The sequence below is a fragment of the Gilliamella intestini genome (assembly GCF_900094935.1).
GTDB lineage: Bacteria > Pseudomonadota > Gammaproteobacteria > Enterobacterales > Orbaceae > Gilliamella > Gilliamella intestini.
In genome coordinates this window covers 1-16869 of sequence record NZ_FMBA01000044.1, presented here as the reverse complement: position 1 = coordinate 16869, position 16869 = coordinate 1, and the positions used below count along the sequence as shown (strand labels likewise).

The window sequence follows — 16869 nt, the reverse complement described above, 5'->3', positions numbered from 1 at the left end:
CGTCAAGATCTTTTTTTCAAAATTTTTGATCTTATTCACTGACCAACTCACTGCCTGCTTGTCGCTGACTGCATGCCAGTGGATGCGCATTATAGAGGCTTAAAAATTTCCTGCAAGCAAAAAAGATAAAATAGCTATCCGGTCGCACGATTTTTAATCTCGCTAAACTTTAATGGTATGATATTTATTAAGATTGTAATCAGATAATTTTTTAATCAACTTTTCTACAGGCTGAGTATAAACTGTGCTTAATACAATATTTTCGGACACAGAAGAAATTATTTGGTCCAAATTATATTTATCATTTAGTAAATTACAGACCCTTGTCGCAATCGCATAACCTGAATCTATTAGGCTCGCCTGAGGAAAAAGCGTCTGTAATTCTGTTTTAATAAAAGGATAATGCGTACAACCTAGTACTATTGTATCAGGGATTGTTTGTAACCCAAGCCAAGGTTGCATTAGTTCTTTTAACTGCTTCATATCAACATTAATGCCTTGTAATTTATTTTCGGCTATGAGTGCTAATTCCGATAAACCTAACATTTTAATAGTACAATGCGCAGCAAATTGCTGTATTAAATCGGTTATATAAGTTCTTTCAACTGTTGCCTTTGTTGCTAATAATCCTATACATTTATTTTTAGTAAGTAAGCTAGCTGGTTTAATCGCTGGTACAACACCAATAATAGGAAAAGAAAATTTAGCGCGCAAACTAGGCAAACAAATAGTACTAGCTGTATTACAAGCAATAACTGCTAAATCAATTGGATAAAATTTAGTAACTGCCTCAATGACAGAGTTCACTCTATTAATTAAAAACTCTGATGATTTATCTCCATAAGGGAACATCTCATTATCGAATACATAGATATAGTGTGCATTAGGTATTTTATTGTAAATTTCATTATAAACAGATAAACCACCGATACCCGAATCAAATACTAACACTGAAGGCGATTGTTTTATGATATTCATTTTAGCTATAAGACATTAAGTAATAAATTAGAAACGGCCATATCGTAAATCGATTAAAAATTAATGCAAGTATTTTACCCAAGCAAATATTGCATTTAGTTCCATAAATTATGGACTAGACGTCTAGACGGTAAAACTGCTAAAATAACTAAATATACTTATACGAGAATTAAGTTAAGAAGGTATTCTATGTCAGAATTTCTATTTACTTCTGAATCTGTTTCAGAAGGTCATCCAGATAAAATTGCCGATCAAATATCTGATGCTGTACTTGATGCAATTTTAAAACAAGATCCAAAAGCACGTGTTGCTTGCGAAACATATGTAAAAACAGGTATGGCTTTAGTTGGTGGTGAAATCACTACTTCAGCTTGGGTAGATATCGAAGAATTAACTCGAAAAACAATTAATGATATTGGGTATACCAGTTCAGAAATGGGATTTGATGCAAATTCATGTGCGGTACTCAATGCTATTGGCAAACAATCTCCGGATATCAATCAAGGAGTTGATCGAAATGATCCCCTTGAGCAAGGTGCTGGTGACCAAGGTATTATGTTTGGTTATGCTACAAATGAAATGCCAAATTTAATGCCTGCTGCTATAAGCTATGCTCACGACTTAATGCGCCGCCAAGCAGAAGTTAGAAAAAATGGTACACTTCCTTGGTTAAGACCTGATGCAAAAAGCCAAGTCACATTAATTTACCAAGACGGTCAGATAAAAGGTGTTGATACAATCGTTCTATCAACTCAGCATTCAGAAGATATTGAGCAAAAAGCATTACATGAAGCCGTCATGGAAGAAATCATTAAACCAACATTACCGGCCGAATGGTTAACATCTAGAACAAAATACTTTATTAATCCTACTGGGCGTTTTGTTATTGGTGGCCCTATGGGAGACTGTGGACTAACTGGACGAAAGATCATTGTCGATACGTACGGTGGAGCAGCTCATCATGGTGGTGGAGCTTTTTCTGGCAAAGATCCTTCAAAAGTTGACCGCTCAGCAGCTTATGCCGCACGTTATGTTGCAAAAAATATTGTTGCGGCAGGACTTGCTGACAGATGTGAATTACAAATATCTTATGCAATTGGTATTGCCAATCCTACATCAATCTATGTCAATACTTTCGGCACAGAAAAAATTCATCACGACAAAATTGTATCGCTTACTAAAGAATTTTTTGATTTAAGACCTTATGGATTGATTCAAATGCTTGATCTAATTCAACCAATCTATCAACAAACTGCAAGTTACGGTCATTTTGGTCGAGATATATTCCCTTGGGAAAAAACTGATAAAGCGGCACTACTACGTGATGCAGCAGGACTATAAACGCATACCAATTTATTTACATAATCAAACTATGGCTTGTTTAAGAACTCATTTAATGCAAGCCAATCAACGTCTACATTCCCAATATAAAGAGCCTAAGATCATTTATAAACCCAAAGGCAGTATTGCTGGTAGTGCCTTTTTAACACGTTGGGAAATTCAACTTAATTCGATTATGTTGCTAGATAATGGCAGTCAATTTATTGAGGAAGTTGTGCCTCACGAATTAGCACATCTCATTGTCTTTAAAGAGTTTGGCAAAGTAAAACCACATGGTAAAGAATGGCAATATATTATGTCAGAAATATTAGGAAAAATCCCTGCAACAACTCACCGTTTTTCCATTCAACGTAATACTTATTTATACTACTGCAGTTGTCAACAACATCAATTAACCTCGATAAGACACAACAAAATTCAAAATAATAAAACTAGTTATTTATGTCGTAAATGCGGTACTATACTCAAACTTAAAAGTGCTATTTAATAAGGAAATATTATATGTGTAAGTTAGATTTTCATTTTTACAAAAGTTCGTTATTAATTATCACTCTTGGCATTATCCTTTATATTACGGGAAATTGGTTTATACCTTTATATAATGGGCTAACGGTTACTATTATCGAACATATTCAATCTCTCTTCTTATTATTTATGTGCTGTTATACCTATTATTATGCAAAACGAGTACCTGAACATTCTGAGCTTTATAGATTTTGGATTTGGACAATTTTCTGGTGGTTTATGCTTTTTGGTCGAGGAATTAGTTGGGGAAGAGACTTTTTTCCTGAGGTACCACGTTTCTACTATAAAATCATTGCTAGTATATTAATCACGATCCCAATACTAAGTATATTTTTACCCACGATTCACCGAGAAATTGCTCGGCGCTACAAATGTGAAAAAATACCATTTTGGCATATATTCTTTGCTTTTTTATTCTTAGGTATAGCTGATATTGCAGAACACCGCCGTACTTTACATGAATTTTTAGTTATAACAAAAGAGCGAAAAGATCTCATTGAAGAATTAATGGAAATCCCTTGTCTTCTTTGTTTAGCCTTAATAACCTTTTATATGCAAAAAAATGAACAAAAAAGAGTAAATTGCCAATGTTAAGCTATCGCCATAGTTACCATGCTGGAAATCATGCAGATGTATTAAAACATATTGTTTTAACGTTATGTATTGAATCGTTAAAAGAAAAAGAAAAGCCTTTTTTATATTTAGACACGCACTCAGGTGCAGGACGATATCTGTTAAGAAGTGAGCATGCGGAAAAAACGGGGGAATATTTATCAGGAATTAATTTACTATGGCAACAATCTAATATTCCAGAATTAATCAATACTTATATATCGGTGCTAAAACGCTATAATCCTTTTGATGAATTAAAATATTACCCTGGCTCACCACTAATAGCAAAACAATTATTACGTGAGCAAGACAAACTCAACCTTACCGAATTACACCCAACAGATTACCCTTTATTAAAACAAGAATTTAGTAAAGATAAACGAACAAAAGTTTTACGTGAAGATGGTTTTGCCCAATTAAAATCAAAGTTACCTCCGCAATCTCGTCGTGGAATAGTATTGATTGATCCTTCTTATGAAATGAAAGACGATTATCAAAAAATACCTATAGTATTACTGGAAGCCTATAAACGTTTTGCAACAGGTGTTTACTTAATTTGGTATCCTGTGGTATCTCGTACACAAACTCAAAAAATGATTAATAATATTGTTAGCTTAGGCATAAAACGAATTTCACAATTTGAGCTGGCAATAAAGCCTGATAATAATCAAAAAGGCTTGACAGCATCAGGAATGATAGTAATTAATCCACCATGGAAATTACACGAACAAATGCATACAATTCTACCATGGCTAAAAACAACATTAGACGTTGAAAAAACAGGAAATTTCATCATTAGAGAGTTGGTTTCTGAATAGTTTTTTACAATAAAACTATTGTTAAAAACTTTCAGGAAAACCTACATTAAAATATAAAATCATGATAAAAAGTGACAAGAAAATAAATAAATCCACAAGATAATAGTCAATAATAACGACAAAAATACAGCAGCCGAGCCATAATCCTTTGCTCGACCGGATAAATCATGCCTTTCAGAACCAATCCGATCAACTACACACTCTATTGCACTATTTATTAACTCAGTAATCATCACAACTCCAATTGAACCAAGTAATAAAATACGTTCATAAATAGAAAAATCGACTAGCATTACAATAACAGAAGCCACAACTAATAGAATTAACTCTTGGCGAAATGCAGTTTCATATTTTATCGCCGATTTTAAACCTTTTAAAGAATATTTTGCTGCTTTAAGGATACGTAGTAAGCCTGTCGATTTTTTCATTATAATATTCCAAATTTAGAACTACCTTACGTAACCATAGTTCATCAAGCGTTGATATCTTCTTTCTAATAATACAGATAAATCCATATTTTCAAGTTCATCAAGATCACTAAGTAGTTGTGTTTTGAGTGAAGTTGATACGGTTGCATAATCACGGTGGGCACCACCAAGTGGCTCAGGCACGATAGAATCAATAAGATTTAGCTTTAATAATTTATCTGCAGTCATATTCATTGCTTCGGCTGCAACTGATGCTTTATCGGCACTTTTCCATAAAATTGATGCACAACCTTCTGGCGATATAACAGAGTAAGTACTATATTGAAGCATATTAACTTTATCGGCAACCCCAATAGCAAGAGCCCCCCCAGAGCCTCCCTCTCCAATTACTGTACAAATAGTAGGTACTTTAAGACGTGACATTTCTCTTAAATTACGAGCAATCGCTTCTGCTTGACCTCGCTCTTCGGCACCAATACCAGGATAAGCACCTGGAGTATCAATAAAAGTAATAATTGGTAATTTAAAACGCTCCGCTAATTGCATTAATCGTAAAGCTTTACGATACCCTTCTGGAGCGGGCATACCAAAGTTCCGATAAATTTTCTGTTTTGTTTCTCGACCTTTTTGATGCCCAATAACCACCACAGAGCGTCCATCAATACGAGCTATTCCACCAACAATTGCTTTGTCGTCAGCATAAGCCCTATCACCAGCTAATTCATCAAAATCAGTAAAAATTTCTTTCAGATAATCCAATGTATAAGGACGATTTGGGTGTCTAGCTAGTTGCGCAATTTCCCAAGGTGTTAAATTAGCAAATATTTTTTTTGTTAATTCACGACTTTTTTTATGTAATTGCTTAATCTCTTTATCTAAATTAATATCTAATTCAACTTGTTGCGAATCAATATTCTTTAAGGAATTAATTTTTGCTTCTAATTCCGCTATCGGCTTTTCAAATTCCAAAAAATTGTTCATAACGCTTGTAATTGCCTCTTAATTTATTCGGTATTTTTAAAAATACACTATCTAACATACTATACGGATTAATTCTTAAGATAAAATTAAGCCAATTCTACTATGTAATACTCATTAAAGTCACCTATATTTATATCAATAGACTGCAACTTTTCCAAAATCTAGTCATCTACATTACTAAAATGAAGCTTTATTTATTCAAACTCAAATTCGACACGGTCAATACCAAGTAGAGTTTTTAATTCAATAATCAAAGAATCTTCTGGAATAACTCGCCACATTGTGCCAAATTGTATTCTAACAACCGAATCATCCCGGTGATAATATAAATTAACAGGCACACTTCCATTCATGTAAGGTTGAAATAACTGTTGTAATCGCTGTAATATTGTTTGATTTGTTTCATTCTCAATTAAAGTAATGGATAATCCTTTTACATATTTAGCTCGAGCATCTTTCAAATCAACAAGATCTCGCACAGACATTTTAAATCCGCCATTAAAATCATCATTACTAACTTGGCCTGAAGCAATAAGGATCTTATCTTTTATTAATAGATGTCCAAATTTTTCTAATGATTCCCCAAACAGCATACCATCAATACGACCAGAGCGATCATCTAAAGTAAATAAACCAATTTTATTACCTTTTTTGGTAATTCTTATTCTTGCATCTACAACAATTCCAGCAAAGGTTACCAATTTACCCCACCCAGTAGGAGATGCTTCACTTATTCGTAGCCCACCAGTATAACGATTTAATTCTTTTAAATATTGTGTTACAGGATGCCCTGTTAAATAAAGCCCTAGAGCTTCACGTTCACCATCAAGTAAAACCTGCTCAGGTAACTCAGGAACCGCGGCATAAGCGTGTTCAACTTGTTCGGGCTCTTCAGCCAAGACACCAAACATATCTCCTTGACCAATATTTTGTGCTCTAGCATATTGATCCGCAGCCTGCATTGCATCATTAATACTATGCAAAATAGCCGCTCTATGAGGTCCTAATTTATCAAATGCCCCTGCCATAGTAAGTTTTTCAAGTACACGGCGATTGATCTTTTTCATATCTGTTCGTGCACAAAGTTCAAATATATTTTTAAAATATCCACCACTATTACGTGCTTCAACAATTGCCTCAATAGGGCCTTCACCGACACCCTTTATAGCCCCAATCCCATAGACAATCTCACCTTTATCATTTACATGGAAGTGATAAAGGCCGCTATTAATATCAGGAGGATTAACTTTTAACCCCATCCTTAAGCATTCATCAACTAAACCAACAATTTTATCAGTATTATCCATATCGGCAGTCATAACTGCAGCCATAAATTCTGCTGGATAGTGAGTCTTTAACCATAATGTTTGATAAGAAACAAGCGCATAAGCTGCTGAATGAGATTTATTAAAACCATAACCGGCAAATTTTTCCACTAAATCAAAAATGCGCATGGAAAGATCACCATCGATACCTTGCTTTTCGGCACCTTCTTTAAAAACAGAGCGTTGCTTTGCCATTTCCTCAGGTTTTTTCTTCCCCATAGCTCGACGTAATAAATCCGCACCACCTAAGGTATAACCGGACAAAGTCTGAGCAATTTGCATAACTTGTTCTTGGTACAAAATAATACCGTATGTTGGTTCTAAGATAGGTTTTAATGATTCATGTTGATATTTAATATCTGGATAGGAAACTTCTTCTCTGCCATGTTTACGGTCAATAAAGTTGTCTACCATACCTGATTGTAACGGACCGGGTCTAAATAAGGCAACTAAAGCGATCATATCCTCAAAACAGTCAGGTTTTAAACGCCTTATTAAATCTTTCATACCTCGAGATTCAAGCTGGAACACCGCTGTTGTTTCAGCTTTTAATAATAATTCAAAGGACTTTTCATCATCTAAAGGGATTCGAGTTATATCGACTTTTTCCTTGCCTTCTCGGAGTCGACATTCATTAATCATTTTGATTGCCCAATCAATAATGGTTAATGTTCTTAACCCTAAAAAGTCAAACTTAACAAGCCCTGCATATTCAACATCATTCTTATCAAATTGAGTAACGGGATGATGACCTTCTGGATCACAATAAATTGGCGAAAAATCTGTAATCTTAGTTGGTGAAATTACAACCCCCCCAGCATGCTTACCGGCATTTCTAGTTACACCTTCTAATTGGCGTGCGATATCAATTAATGATTTAATTTCTTCATTATTATCGTATAACTCCTGAAGTTGAGGCTCAACTTCAAAAGCTTTGGCTAGAGTCATACCAGGATCTAAGGGAATTAATTTCGCAATACGATCAACAAACCCATAAGGATGCCCAAGGACTCGACCAACATCGCGTATTACCGCTTTGGCCGCCATAGTTCCGAATGTAATAATTTGAGATACTGCTTCTCGTCCATACATATCGGCAACATGATCGATAACCAGATCGCGTTTCTCCATACAAAAATCTACGTCAAAATCGGGCATTGAAACACGTTCAGGATTTAAAAAACGTTCAAAAAGTAAATCAAATGCTAGTGGATCTAAATCGGTAATTTTTAATGCGTACGCAACGAGGGAACCTGCCCCTGAACCACGCCCTGGTCCGACAGGAATATCATTATCTTTTGACCATTGAATAAACTCCATGACAATTAGAAAGTAACCAGGAAAGCCCATTTGATTAATAACAGTTAATTCCGTTTCTAAACGCTCATCATATTCTGGCCTTCTTTGTTTTCTAATTTCAGGATCTGGAAATAAAAACTCTAACCTTTCTTCTAACCCTTGACGCGACTTATAAACTAAAAAGTCTTCAGTAGTCATATCCCCTGTCGGAAATTTAGGTAAGAAATACTCACCTAGCCGAATAGATACATTACAGCGTTTTGCTATTTCAACACTGTTTTCAAGTGCCTCGGGGATATCAGAAAATAACTGACACATTTCCTGTTCAGATCGTAAATATTGCTCTGCTGAGTAATTTTTAGGTCGGGAAGGATCTTCTAGTGTATTTCCATCATGAATAGCAACACGAATTTCGTGAGCCTCAAAATCTGAAGATTTTAAAAAGCGAACATCATTAGAAGCAACCACAGGTAACTGATACTGTTCAGCCAATTTTACTGCACTATGAATAAAAAGCTCTTCATTAGTTCGTTTAGTCCGTACTAGTTCAAAATAAAAATGCTCATTAAAATTTTCAAGATAAAAATTAATAGTATGATCAATAATAGTTTGGTTATTACGAACAATACCGATACCAATATCACTTTCTCGTCCAGCTAATACAATTAACCCTTCTCGATGCTCAATTAACCACTCATTATCAACAACAGGTATATCGCCAATATAACCTCGCTGATAGGCTTTAGAAATCAATAAAGTAAGATTTTGATATCCCTGATTATTAGCTGCTAACAAAGTTAGACGGTAAATATCATCAGGCAATTGAGAACTTTTAATAGCAAGATCTGCACCAATGATAGGTTTAATACCTTTTGACATTGCTGAACCGTAAAATTTCACAAGCCCACAAAGATTGGTAAAATCAGTGATTGCAAATGCTGGCATCTGCAACTTGCTCACTTCATTTACTAATGCACCTACTTTAGCTATTCCATCAATCATTGAGAAATCACTATGCAAATGAAGATGAATAAATTTTGGTTCCGCCATAATTACCAGAAATGATTATGCTAAAAAAAATTATAAGGGATTATAACATAGACAGTAGGAATATCCTTATCTCTTTAATGGTAACCTTTAATTTAATAAAAAGACAAAAAGGTAGGATCTATTACTATTTTGATAAATGAAAAAGGCCTATATCAAAGATATACCGCTGATAAAATATTATCAGCGGATAACAAAAAGTTAGATTTTTTTAAATAGCACCGAACCATTGGTTCCGCCAAAACCAAAAGAGTTACAAAGTGCATATTCTAAATTTTTAACCTGACGCGCTGTATGGGGAACATAATCAAGATCACACCCCTCATCAGGATGATCAAGATTAATCGTTGGCGGTACAGCTTGATCACGCAAAGCAAGAACTGTAAAAATTGATTCAACAGCGCCAGCAGCCCCAAGTAAGTGACCAATCATAGATTTAGTTGAGCTCACCATCACTTTATTGGCATTTTCTTTAAAAATGCTCTTTACCGCTTGAGTTTCAGCTTTATCGCCAGCAGGTGTTGATGTACCATGAGCATTAATGTAACCTACTTGTTCTGGCGTAATTCCTGCATCACGAATTGCACATTTCATCGCTAATGCGGCACCACTACCGTTTTCAGGTGGTGAAGTCATATGATAAGCATCACCACTCATACCAAAACCGACAATTTCAGCATAAATTTTAGCACCACGTTTTTTTGCATGCTCATACTCTTCTAAAAACATGATTCCTGCACCATCACCAAGAACAAAACCATCACGATCTTTGTCCCATGGACGACTTGCTGCTTTAGGGTTATCATTGTTGGTAGATAAAGCACGCGCTGCACCAAAACCGCCAATACCTAGTGGAGTACTTGCTTTTTCACCACCACCGGCTAACATTGCATCGGCATCACCATAAGCAATCATACGAGCTGCGTGACCAATATTATGCACACCAGAAGAACATGCTGTTGCAATAGTAATACTTGGCCCTTTTAATCCATAAATGATAGATAAGTGGCCCGCAATCATATTAACAATTGTTGATGGTACAAAAAATGGACTAATTTTACGTGGCCCACCATTTACTAATGCACCGTGGTTTTCTTCAATCAACCCAAGCCCACCAATACCAGAACCTATAGCACAACCAATTCGTTCTGCGTTTTCTTCGGTAATCTCAATGCCAGCATCTTGTATTGCTTGCATACCCGCAGCAATACCATATTGGATAAAATAATCCATTTTTCGCGCATCTTTGCGTGAAATATTATAATCTTCGCCATTAAAGTTTTTAACCATTGCTGCGAAGCGCGTTGCGAAAGGGGCTGTATCAAAATGTTCTATGAGTTCAACACCACTTTGCCCAGCTAATAAAGCCTGCCAAGTGGATTCAACTGTATTACCTACAGGAGATACCATGCCCATTCCAGTAACAACAACTCTGCGTTTAGACACATTGTCCTCCAGAAAAGGATTGGAATGAAATTTGAATCAATGAAATGGTAATTTCGAGCTTTATCATAATTTGTGCTCAAGCTAATTTTTATTTATAAATTAAAAACATAAATACAAACTAGGCGATCATTTGACCGCCTATCATAAAAACTCTACAAACCTTATTGATTTGCAGTAATATAATCAATTGCAGATTGAACAGTTGTAATTTTTTCAGCTTCTTCATCAGGAATTTCAGTATCAAATTCTTCTTCTAAAGCCATAACTAATTCAACTGTATCAAGAGAGTCAGCGCCAAGATCTTCAATAAAAGAAGATTCGTTTTTAACTTCTTCCTCTTTTACACCAAGTTGCTCAACAATAATTTTCTTAACTCGCTCTTCAATAGTGCTCATACTCTTTTTTTCCTATAAAAATCGCCGAAAGTGGCGGTGAATGTAAGTTTATAAAATGTTGAAAAAGATGCCAATCACTTTTCAACCCAACTGCTTATTTTTTACTCAAAACATCAAGATATTGGCTCATTTTACACTATTCTAGCCAATTACACCATATACATACCACCATTGACATGTAAAGTTTCACCTGTAATGTAAGATGCCTCATCTGAAACCAAAAATGCTACAGCATTAGCAATTTCCGCGGGTTCACCTAAACGACCAGCAGGAACTTGAGATAAAGTTAGTGCTTTTTGCTCATCAGTTAGTGCATCAGTCATATCTGTTGCAATAAAACCTGGCGCAACAACGTTAACGGTAATTCCTCTTGATGCAACTTCACGTGCTAATGATTTACTAAATCCAATTAATCCTGCTTTCGCAGCCGCATAGTTAGCTTGACCAACATTTCCCATTGTACCAACTACTGAACCAATAGTCACAATTCTGCCATAACGTTTTTTCATCATTGTGCGCATTAATGCTTTAGATAAACGGAAAACAGACGTTAAATTGGTATCTAAAATATCTTGCCATTCATCTTCTTTCATTCTCATTAATAAATTATCGCGAGTAATACCTGCATTATTAACAAGAATATCAATATCACCAAATTCTGTTTTTATTGCATTAATCACAGATTCAATTGATGTTTCATCTGTCACATTTAAGGCTAAACCTTTACCATTTGAGCCTAAATATTTACTAATAGCCTCAGCGCCTTTTTCTGTGGTTGCTGTACCGATAACAGTTGCACCACAAGAAACAAGCTTTTCTGCAATAGCTTTACCGATACCACGACTAGCACCTGTAACTAAAGCAATTTTTCCTGATAGATTCATAACTACCTCTTTATTTTTACTTTGTATTTTCTAATGCTGCTTCTAATGATGCTTTATCATTAACTGCAATACCAGAAAGTATATCAACAATACGTTTAGTTAAGCCGGTTAATACTTTACCTGGGCCCATTTCAACTAAAAGTGTTATATCTTGTTTTGCCATATATTCTACAGTTTCAGTCCAACGCACAGGGCTATAAAGTTGAGCAATTAATGCCGCTTTAATTTTTTCTGCAGATGTTTCAACTTTTACATCGACATTATTAATAACAGCAAACTTTGGCGGGTTAAATTCAATATCGTTTAATGTAGTCGCTAATTTGTCAGCTGCTGGCTTCATTAACGCACAATGTGATGGCACGCTAACAGCAAGTGGTAATGCCCGCTTAGCGCCAGCTTCTTTACATAATACACCTGCACGTTCAACTGCCTCTTTATTACCAGCAATAACGACTTGTCCAGGTGAATTAAAATTTACAGGCGCAACAATCTGTCCTTGTGCTGCTTGTTCGCATGCTTTGCTAATTGATTCGTTATCTAATCCAATGATAGCATACATAGCTCCAGTACCGCTTGGCACTGCTTCTTGCATTAATTTACCTCGTAACTCAACCAATTTAATGGCATCTTTAAAATCAATCACACCGGCACAAACCAATGCAGAATACTCACCTAAACTATGCCCCGCCATAAAATCGGGTTGTGCACCATTAACACTTTGCCATACATTAAATATTGCAACAGATGCAGCAAGTAGTGCTGGTTGTGTTTGCCAAGTTTTATTTAATTCTTCTGTAGGACCTTGTTGTACTAAATCCCACAAATTGTAACCAAGCACTTCAGAGGCTTCATCAAATGTTGATTTCACAATAGGAAAATCATCAGCAAGATCTTTTAACATACCGACAGCTTGTGAGCCTTGTCCTGGAAATACCATTGCAAATTTGGTCATTATTAAATCCTTGATCATAAAAAATAAATCATAAATTAAAATCTAACTAACGCAGATCCCCAAACAAACCCACCACCAAAAGCCTCTAATAAAATTAGATGACCTCGTTGAATTCGTCCATCTCGCACACCTGCATCTAAGGCACACGGAACAGAAGCTGCTGAAGTGTTACCCTGTTTATCTAATGTAACAATTACTTTGCTCATATCCATATCTAGACGCTTTGCAGTTGCAGAAATAATCCTTAGATTAGCTTGATGTGGTACTAACCAATCTAAATCTGCTTTGTTAAACGCATTTTCAGTTAAAAGCTCATCAACCAAATTTGAAAGCTCTTTAACTGCCACTTTAAACACTTCATTACCATGCATAGTCATATAAACAGGATCATTCATATCACGACGATCAACATACGGATATTTTAATAAGTCACCATAACGGCCATCTGCATGAAGATGTGAAGCGATAATGCCCGGCTCTTCTGACGGACCAACAACAACCGCTCCTGCACCATCCCCAAAAATGATAATAGTGCCTCGATCATTAGGATCAACACCACGGGTTAACATGTCAGAACCAACAACCAAAGCATATTTAATCGCACCACTTTTAATATATTTATCGGCGATATCTAATGCATAAACAAATCCTGAGCAAGCTGCAGACACATCAAATGCAATCACATCCCCTATTGCTAATTTGGCTTGTAACTCAGTGGCTGAACTTGGAAAAGCATTGACTGAAGTCGCCGTTGCAACAATAATCATGCCAATATCGTTCTTATCAATATTTGCCATCTCAATAGCATTAATTGCTGCTTGATAAGCCATGCTTGTTACAGTTTCATCAGGCTCTGCGATACGTCTTTCTTTAATGCCTGTACGGGTTGTGATCCATTCATCGCTAGTATCAACCATCTTTTCTAGATCTGCATTGGTTCTTATTTGTTTTGGAAGGTAACTCCCAGTTCCTAATATCTTTGTATACATCTAATTATTCGCTCTTGGGTAGTGCGGAAGAAAGACTCTGTGCAATCTTCTCAGGTATATTGGTTTGTATCGCTAAAATAGCTTGTTCAATTGCTGCAAAAAATGATTTTTGGTTGGCACTACCGTGACTTTTAATCACAATACTTTTAAGTCCAAGCAAACAAGCACCATTATATCGTCCGGGATCTAAATAACCAAAATTTTTTGATACCTTCCTTTGTAACCATTTACTTAATAGCTTCATTAATAATGAATTGTGATCAAAAGACGACTTAAATAAAGACATGAAAATTTTAACTAATCCTTCTACTGTTTTTAACGTCACATTACCAACAAAACCATCACAAACTAACACATCGGTCTTACCAGTAAGAAGCTCGTTACCTTCTAAATAACCAATATAATTAATTTGATCATTCGATTTTAAAACAGAAGCAGCTGCACGTATTTTATCCAATCCTTTAATCTCTTCTTCGCCAATATTAAGTAATGCAACGCGAGGATGTTCAATTTTAAGCAGCGTTTTAGCTAGAATTTGCCCCATTATGGCAAATTGCACAAGCATATCACTATCACACTCGGCATTCGCTCCTAAATCCAACACAACTGTATTTTGATTATTTAAAGCAGGAATAGTAGCAACTAAAGCAGGGCGATCAATACCAGTTAAAGAGTGTAAAAGTAATTTAGAAAGCCCCATTAGTGCACCGGTATTACCAGCACTTACGCAAGCTTGAACATTGTTATCTTTAACCAGTTCAAGAGCTATTCTCATTGATGATCCTTGGCTATGGCGAATCGCATAAGAAGGCTTCATATCATTAGTAATAACAGTCGTTGATTCAGTCAAAATTAAACGCCTATCTTGTTGATATTGAGAAACAAGCTTTTTATTTTCTTTTGACAAAAAAAGACCAATTTCTGTTGGATCTCCCACCAGAAAAACTGAAAGGTTTGGATAACAATTTAGCGCTTGTATTGCAGCAGGAACAACAATACGAGGACCTAAGTCCCCGCTCATAGCATCTAACGCAATGGTTAGACTATCCAAAATGTCACCTAATAATTTCTAATTTTAGAGTAATTATTTAGAAATTACTTTACGACCACGATAATAACCATCAGCGGTTACATGATGACGTAAATGTGTTTTACCTGATTCATCAACTGAGATATTAGCAACAGTTAATGCATCATGAGAACGACGCATACCACGTTTTGCACGAGTTTTACGATTCTGTTGAACAGCCATGGATTTACCCCTTATTCTTTAAACTAACTAAAATTGCAAATGGATTTGTTTTTTCATTCTCAGTAGGAATTTCACCAAATACCATATCTGCCTCTGACACTTCGCAGTGTTTACTATCATGTACCGGCGCAATTGGTAATGAGAGAATAATTTCGTCCTCAAGTAACGCTAATATATCTACTTCACCAAACTCGTTCATTAAAACGGGTTCATAATGTTCCGGTAGTGTCTCTGCTTGAGCATCGCTCTTAACAGGACTAAATTTATTCATCACATGAACTTCTGTGATAAAAGGTTTAAAACAACGTTGGCATATCTGCTCTAACGTGATTTTTGCATCAATTGCAATAACACAAAGCCTTTGCTCATCATAATAAAAAGATAAGCTACACTCAATATCGCTTTTTGGACTATCAACCCTTGTCGCACTTTGCATTGGATAATATCCAACATAATCAAGCTTTTTTTGTGCTGCTTTAATTGGGTCAATTATTAATGGCAATTTATTTTGCATAGAATATGCATTCTACCTTAAAGTTATTCTTATGTCTCTTAAAAAGAACACAATACATAAGGCGCGCATATTACCTTTAAATCAAAGTTTCGTCAATGGGATCACTCAATATAATTTGTTTTAGTTGTTGATTATTACTTTAATATTCATTTTGATAATGATTATTTCTTTCTTGTAAAGATCTTTCAAAAAAACACCCATATTTCAGTATAAAAGTAGTTATTTTGGTCTTTTCATTTGCAAGAAAACATCGAATTATTTTACATTTCATGATTAAGATAATCCTCTAAAACCGCATAAGGCGTTCTCCTTAAAATCGCTTTATGCGGTTTAACGGTATAGAATCCTGAATATTTTTTACAACAATAACCGGCAAAATAAACAAATAAATAGCCCCCTAATGTGAGGCTGTTTTTTATTACTTGGCTATCTCTATCATAACTTAAAGATTAATAACTAAAAACTAAGGGGTGACGCAAAGTGCAGCAGCCTGGCAAAAACTATTCGGATAGCCGTCATTCATAATACAACGGGAAGACGACCATATACTTGTCATATTAGGTGTTATAGAGCCCTTCACAAGCCATACAGTGAACGGATGAGGGTTGTTATAAATAGGAGTATGAGTATCGTCCGTCCAGACTTCCGCCTTCGAAGTGTAAAAGTAATCTAGACCTATTCTATAAAGAGTAAGATCTCCCCACTCTCCAGTCATGCCTGCCCCTATTCGACGTTGATACGCCTGAAAGGCGGGTGATATTGGCGTGGCGCTAACAGCACCCTTACACACTTCAGGCCCAAATATAGTAAAAGTACATTTTGCATTAGTTAAATCTCTTATATGTGGCAGACGATAACCTAAACTTTCACACCAAGCTTGCGAATTAGTGTGAGAATAACGTTCTGGATTTTTATCGCGATCTTTTTCCGTAAGTGATGGTTTATACCCAGACGATTTAATAGAGTGTCTTCCAGTTCCAGGCATTTGTCGTATAACAAACCACTGCTTTAACTCAAATCCATATTTTACCACCTCATAGCCATCACGATCTTTGCCTACTAATTCAAATTTTTGGGGTAATT

17 protein-coding genes are annotated in these 16869 nt (G+C 35.6%); 4 read left to right on the top strand and 13 right to left on the bottom strand.

The window, feature by feature from the left end; all coding sequences use genetic code 11:
- Positions 1-162 precede the first annotated feature (162 nt).
- Positions 163-978, bottom strand: a complete 816-nt coding sequence (gene murI, locus GA0061080_RS09700; RefSeq protein WP_091124822.1) for a glutamate racemase — start codon at positions 976-978, stop codon at positions 163-165.
- Between the two features lie 189 nt (positions 979-1167).
- Between murI and metK the strand changes: the two genes are divergently transcribed.
- The 4 genes from metK to GA0061080_RS09680 are packed head-to-tail and all read left to right on the top strand — an operon-like array spanning position 1168 to position 4274.
- Positions 1168-2319, top strand: a complete 1152-nt coding sequence (metK, locus tag GA0061080_RS09695) for a methionine adenosyltransferase (protein WP_091124819.1) — start codon at positions 1168-1170, stop codon at positions 2317-2319.
- Positions 2303-2806, top strand: a complete 504-nt coding sequence (locus tag GA0061080_RS09690; protein ID WP_091124816.1) for a SprT family zinc-dependent metalloprotease — start codon at positions 2303-2305, stop codon at positions 2804-2806. Before metK ends, GA0061080_RS09690 begins: the two co-directional genes overlap by 17 nt.
- A gap of 14 nt (positions 2807-2820) precedes the next feature.
- A complete protein-coding gene (locus GA0061080_RS09685) occupies positions 2821-3438 on the top strand; it encodes a hypothetical protein (RefSeq protein ID WP_091124812.1) in 618 nt (205 codons plus the stop codon).
- Positions 3432-4274 (top strand): 23S rRNA (adenine(2030)-N(6))-methyltransferase RlmJ, encoded by an 843-nt coding sequence (locus GA0061080_RS09680; RefSeq protein WP_091124810.1) that lies wholly within the window; start codon positions 3432-3434, stop codon positions 4272-4274. The genes GA0061080_RS09685 and GA0061080_RS09680 overlap by 7 nt, the downstream gene beginning before the upstream one ends.
- A gap of 59 nt (positions 4275-4333) precedes the next feature.
- Here the strand turns inward: GA0061080_RS09680 and GA0061080_RS09675 are convergent, their stop codons facing one another.
- The 12 genes from GA0061080_RS09675 to GA0061080_RS12605 form a co-directional block, all read right to left on the bottom strand.
- Complete coding sequence (locus GA0061080_RS09675; protein ID WP_091124806.1) at positions 4334-4702, bottom strand: diacylglycerol kinase; 369 nt, start codon at positions 4700-4702, stop codon at positions 4334-4336.
- Between the two features lie 21 nt (positions 4703-4723).
- Entirely contained in the window at positions 4724-5683 is a 960-nt protein-coding gene (accA, locus tag GA0061080_RS09670) for an acetyl-CoA carboxylase carboxyl transferase subunit alpha (protein WP_091124803.1), read from the bottom strand.
- Between the two features lie 194 nt (positions 5684-5877).
- Entirely contained in the window at positions 5878-9357 is a 3480-nt protein-coding gene (gene dnaE / locus GA0061080_RS09665) for a DNA polymerase III subunit alpha (RefSeq protein ID WP_091124799.1), read from the bottom strand.
- Positions 9358-9555: 198 nt separating this feature from the next.
- Entirely contained in the window at positions 9556-10800 is a 1245-nt protein-coding gene (gene fabF / locus GA0061080_RS09660; RefSeq protein ID WP_091124795.1) for a beta-ketoacyl-ACP synthase II, read from the bottom strand.
- Between the two features lie 161 nt (positions 10801-10961).
- The gene (gene acpP, locus GA0061080_RS09655) at positions 10962-11195 is read right to left on the bottom strand and encodes an acyl carrier protein (protein ID WP_034910452.1); all 234 of its coding nucleotides are present in this window, start codon (positions 11193-11195) and stop codon (positions 10962-10964) included.
- A 149-nt stretch (positions 11196-11344) separates the two neighbouring features.
- Entirely contained in the window at positions 11345-12079 is a 735-nt protein-coding gene (gene fabG, locus GA0061080_RS09650) for a 3-oxoacyl-ACP reductase FabG (protein ID WP_091124791.1), read from the bottom strand.
- A gap of 16 nt (positions 12080-12095) precedes the next feature.
- Positions 12096-13031, bottom strand: a complete 936-nt coding sequence (fabD, locus tag GA0061080_RS09645; protein WP_091124787.1) for an ACP S-malonyltransferase — start codon at positions 13029-13031, stop codon at positions 12096-12098.
- A gap of 35 nt (positions 13032-13066) precedes the next feature.
- Positions 13067-14020, bottom strand: a complete 954-nt coding sequence (locus tag GA0061080_RS09640; protein WP_091124782.1) for a beta-ketoacyl-ACP synthase III — start codon at positions 14018-14020, stop codon at positions 13067-13069.
- A 4-nt stretch (positions 14021-14024) separates the two neighbouring features.
- Positions 14025-15071: a phosphate acyltransferase PlsX gene (gene plsX, locus GA0061080_RS09635; RefSeq protein WP_091124779.1), complete on the bottom strand. Its 1047-nt coding sequence runs from the start codon at positions 15069-15071 to the stop codon at positions 14025-14027.
- A gap of 33 nt (positions 15072-15104) precedes the next feature.
- On the bottom strand, positions 15105-15272 hold the full coding sequence (gene rpmF / locus GA0061080_RS09630; RefSeq protein ID WP_025316508.1) for a 50S ribosomal protein L32: 168 nt from the start codon (positions 15270-15272) through the stop codon (positions 15105-15107).
- 4 nt (positions 15273-15276) lie between these two features.
- Positions 15277-15786: a 23S rRNA accumulation protein YceD gene (gene yceD / locus GA0061080_RS09625; protein ID WP_091124775.1), complete on the bottom strand. Its 510-nt coding sequence runs from the start codon at positions 15784-15786 to the stop codon at positions 15277-15279.
- 463 nt (positions 15787-16249) lie between these two features.
- A partial coding sequence (locus GA0061080_RS12605; protein ID WP_167349217.1) for a hypothetical protein occupies positions 16250-16869 on the bottom strand: 620 nt, incomplete at its 5' end.